The organism is Candidatus Edwardsbacteria bacterium, assembly GCA_018821925.1.
Taxonomy (GTDB): Bacteria; Edwardsbacteria; AC1; order AC1; family EtOH8; genus UBA2226.
In genome coordinates, this window is record JAHJLF010000008.1 from 1 (window position 1) to 4497 (window position 4497).

At 51.7% G+C, this 4497-nt stretch carries 4 protein-coding genes; all 4 read left to right on the plus strand.

Translation table 11 applies throughout. The features are described 5' to 3' along the window. Window positions 1–257, plus strand: a 257-nt coding sequence (locus KJ869_00545) for a hypothetical protein (GenBank protein MBU1575679.1), incomplete at its 5' end; no start/stop codon positions are given. Window positions 258–273: 16 nt separating this feature from the next. After that, on the plus strand, window positions 274–1161 hold the full coding sequence (locus KJ869_00550) for a zinc finger Ran-binding domain-containing protein (protein MBU1575680.1): 888 nt from the start codon (window positions 274–276) through the stop codon (window positions 1159–1161). Between the two features lie 83 nt (window positions 1162–1244). After that, the gene (gene leuS, locus KJ869_00555; GenBank protein ID MBU1575681.1) at window positions 1245–3866 is read left to right on the plus strand and encodes a leucine--tRNA ligase; all 2622 of its coding nucleotides are present in this window, start codon (window positions 1245–1247) and stop codon (window positions 3864–3866) included. 65 nt (window positions 3867–3931) lie between these two features. Further along, a partial coding sequence (locus KJ869_00560; protein ID MBU1575682.1) for a hypothetical protein occupies window positions 3932–4497 on the plus strand: 566 nt, incomplete at its 3' end.

Below are 4497 nucleotides of genomic sequence, written 5' to 3' on the forward strand. Positions count from 1 at the left end.
CCGTTTACTACCAGCTGGAAAAATACTGGAAGGTATTCCTGCTGACCGCCCGCGGCGTATCCCCCCGGCAGATCGGATACAGCATCCAGAGCCATGAATTTTACGTGAACCAGATGATCCCCGCCTCGCGGAAGAGGACCCCGCAGCAGTATCTGTGGGCAATGGACCAGATTTACCGGACCGAATATGCCCTGAAATCCGGAAGGGGAGAGCCCCGAACCCTGGTGCAAAAACTCATCTATAAATTATCTTCCTAAACTTAAGGAAATAATAATGGCTGTAGAGAACATCACTGGCAACGAGTCGATCGAGGAACTTCAGCGACTGACAGAGGTCTTCAACAAGCGGATCCGGCTGCTGGACGAAAAGAAGGCTGCTACCAAGCCGGAGATCTTCCATAAGGTGCGCGGGGAGTACGAGGCCAAGCTACTGGAACTGCAGGTTCTGCTGGAGGAGAAGGGCGCCGGAACGCAGGAGGCGCTGGATTCAGCTCTGGCCGAGCAGGCCGGACTGCTGGCCCGGGAGAGAGAGATTCGCACCGAGATGGAGGAGTTGGAATTGCGGGCCGCCATCGGCGAGGTGGAGGATGCCGATTATGCCCAGAAATCGGAAGCCCACAATAATGAGAATGAAGCCATTGTAACCAAACTTCAGGAATTGACGGAAAAGATAGATAACTACCAGGCACTGATTGGCGGGAAAACTGCCGAACCGGCTGCTCCTGTTGTACCCGAGCCGCCGGCAACGCCGAAGCCGCCCCAGGCCATTGCATCCAAACCAGTACCCGTGCCGCCACCACCGGCTCCAGCGCCGGAACCAACCCCAACACCACCGTCTGCCCCGGAGCCGGTGGTTCAACCTGCTCCGGAAGTTCAGCGCAGTGAATTGGACGATCTGGAGAAGCAATTCGCCAGCATATTGGGTTCTAATTTCGGTCAGGAGCAACCGGCAACTGAACCCATAGCCCCGATACCCGAACCAATCCAGATAGAGGAAAACATTTCGTTTGAGCCTAAAGTTGAGGATGCCGCCACCGAAGAGTCTCATGAGGGAGAACTTAAATGCCCCAAGTGCGGGGCCTTCAACCGGGCCGACAACTGGTACTGCGAAAAATGCGGCAACGAACTGATTAACGCCACCGATCTATTGAGCGGAAAATAAAAGGTATATTAATAATTTATTGATAGCCTTCAGAATATATTTATAATCTGAAGGCTTTTAACTTAAAACAAAATGTTACAAAGATGACCAGAGAATATAACTTCAAAGAGATAGAGGCTAGGTGGCAGGAGATCTGGGAAAAGGCCAAAGCCTTTAAGGCCCACGACGATTCGGATCGGCCCAAGATATACTGCCTGGAGATGTTTCCCTATCCCTCGGGATCGGGCCTCCATGTGGGCCACTTGAAGAATTACGTGCCGATGGATGCTTTCTGCCGTTATAAGAGCATGAGCGGTTTCAATGTGCTGCATCCCATGGGCTGGGATGCCTTCGGCCAGCCGGCCGAGAACGAGGCCATCAAGAAGGGGCGCAACCCACGGCAGATGGTGCCGGAGTACGCCGCCAACTACAAAAGGACCCTCAAACTGGCCGGATGCAGCTACGACTGGGACAGGGAGATAGATTCCAGCCTGCCGGAATATTATAAATGGACCCAGTGGATCTTTCTGCTGCTCTATAAAAAAGGCCTGGCCTACCGGGATACCGCGCCCATCAACTGGTGCCCGTCATGCAAGACCGGACTGGCCAACGAGGAGGTCAAGGAGGGCCGCTGCTGGCGCTGCGACAACCCGGTGGAAAAACGTCCCATGCCCCAGTGGTTCTTTAAGATCACCGCCTACGCCGACCGGCTGCTGGACGATCTGGAGAAGCTTCATTGGACCGAGGGCATGAAGGAGATGCAGCGGGACTGGATAGGGCGAAGCGAGGGAGCCACGGTTGAATTCAAAATTCAGAATTCGGAATTCAAAATTCAGGTATTTACCACCCGACCGGATACCTTGTTCGGGGCCACCTTCATGGTGTTGGCGCCGGAGCATCCCCTGGTGGAAAATCTGACCCTGCCTGAGAAAAAAGCCGCTGTCGAAGCCTACATCAAAAAAACCCAGGGCGAGACCGAGATAGATCGTTTGAACACCGAGCGCACCAAGACCGGGGTGTTCACCGGCAGTTACGCCGTCAATCCCGTCAACGGCGAGAAGATACCCATCTGGATCGCCGACTACGTGATGATGGGCTACGGCACCGGGGCCATCATGGCGGTCCCGGCCCACGACCAGCGTGATTTCGAGTTCGCCCGAAAGTTCAACATCCCCATTCGGATGGTCTTCAGGTCGGAGGGAGGGCCGGCCGGGCCGGAGGAGATGACTCAGGCCATTCCCGACGGCGGGTCGATGATAAATTCCGGGCAGTTCGACGGACTGCCCAATTCAAAGGAGACCGTCTCCGAATTCATAAAATGGCTGGAGGAGAACCAAAAGGGCCAGGGCAAGGTCAACTACCGGCTGCGGGACTGGCTGATCAGCCGCCAGCGCTACTGGGGGGCGCCCATACCCATGATCCACTGCCCCAAGTGCGGCGTGGTGCCGGTACCGGAGGGTCAACTGCCGGTGCTGCTGCCGGAGGTGGAGAATTACCATCCGTCGGGCACCGGGGAATCGCCCCTGGCCAATATTCCGGAATTTGTAAATACCAATTGCCCGAAATGCGGTGGCCCGGCCAAGCGTGAAACCGACACCATGGGCGGATACGCCTGTTCGTCCTGGTATTTCATGAGGTTCGTCGATCCGCATAATAACAAAATATTTGCCGACCGTCAAAAATTGGATCACTGGCTGCCGGTGGACATCTACGCCGGAGGCACCGAGCACGCCCGGTCGCATCTGCTTTATTCCCGGTTCTGGACCAAGGTGCTCTACGATGAGGGCTTCTTAGGCTTCACCGAACCTTTCCTGACCCTCCATAACCAGGGATCCCTGCTGGCCTACACCCCCGGACGCAAGCCCCGGGCCAATGAGAATGCGGAGAACGAGGGCGGCGAGGCGAGGCTGGTTGATTGGATCGTTCTAAAGCCCGATGAGAGGGAGGGCTTTCCCGAGGACCAGATCGTATGGCGCTGGGCCAGGATGTCCAAGTCCAAGGGCAACGTGGTGACCCCGGACGAGATCGCCCAGAAATACGGGGCCGACAGTTTGAGGGTCTACGAGATGTTCATGGCGCCATTCGAGGACGATATCCAGTGGACCGAGGAGGGGATCAACGGCTCTTTCCGGTTTGTCAACCGGGTGTGGCGCTGGATAAACACCTATCAGCCGGTCTATAAGGCTGATTGGGCCGCTAACATCAAACAGGAAGACCACTTAGCGGTCAAATCGGTCAGGCGGAAACTGCACCAGACCATTAAAAAGGTCACCGACGACATGGAGCGCTTCCAGTTCAACACTTCGGTGGCGGCGCTGATGGAGCTGACCAACGAGGTCCAGGAGGCCTTTCCCATCAAGGATGATGTGCTGGCAGCCGATCATCCCTGCCTGGCTTCAGAGATAATAGAGACCATGACCCTGCTAATGGCGCCGTTCACCCCGCACATGTCAGAGGAGCTGTGGCAGATGCTGGGGCATAAAGGGACCACCTACAAGGCCCAATGGCCCAAGTCCGATCCCCGGATAGCCGCCAATGACGAGATCACCCTGGTGGTTCAGATAAACGGCAAGCTCAGGGACAGGATAACGGTCCCGGCCGATATCAGCGACGAGGAGCTTAAGAAGACCGCCTTGAACAGCGAACATGTGAAAAAGTATTTAGTGGATCTGAATATAAAGAAAGTAGTGGTGGTGCCCAAGAAGCTGGTGAATATTGTAGGGTAGAGGGTAAATAATTAAAAGCTGGCAAGTATGCCAGCTTTTATGTATTAGATACAAAAAGGCTTAATATGCAATATGTTGCAGATACTAATATTTGGTACAATATAGCTGACAATATAATAGACCCCAAAGAATTAATTAAAGATGGGAATGAACTATATGCAACACCGATAAACATTATTGAAATTGCGGCAACAACAAAAATATCGTATGCTACGAAAAAATCTATTTTTAAAGCAATACAGGAATACAAAAAAGGAATTTTACCGGAACCAATGTGCCATCTCGCATCTTTACTTGGATATGATAACATTAAAGAAGAAACTGATATCTGGATAAAGATAGTTAATCAATTTTTAAATAGTCAAATTGTGCCACATGATAGTTTAATATTTAAAAAATTAAACGATCATTATCATAGTTTTAGTAAAAGTATTGATGGATTTAATAATAGCAATGTACCTGGACATTCTTTGGCAAATAATAAATGTAATGTGACTACTGATGAAGATAAAGAACGTTACAAAATAATGTGCCAATCAAAACAATTTGAAGATGTTATTTATATAAGTCTACATCAAACCATAAAAGAATATATTTTTAACGATTTAAAAATTCAGTCTAAAAAGTCGAA

Bases quoted from the DNA above. Each gene is read 5' to 3' on its own strand.
- leuS (MBU1575681.1), top strand. From the start codon at position 1,245: ATGACCAGAGAATATAACTTCAAAGAGATAGAGGCTAGGTGGCAGGAG.
- KJ869_00550 (MBU1575680.1), top strand. From the start codon at position 274: ATGGCTGTAGAGAACATCACTGGCAACGAGTCGATCGAGGAACTTCAG.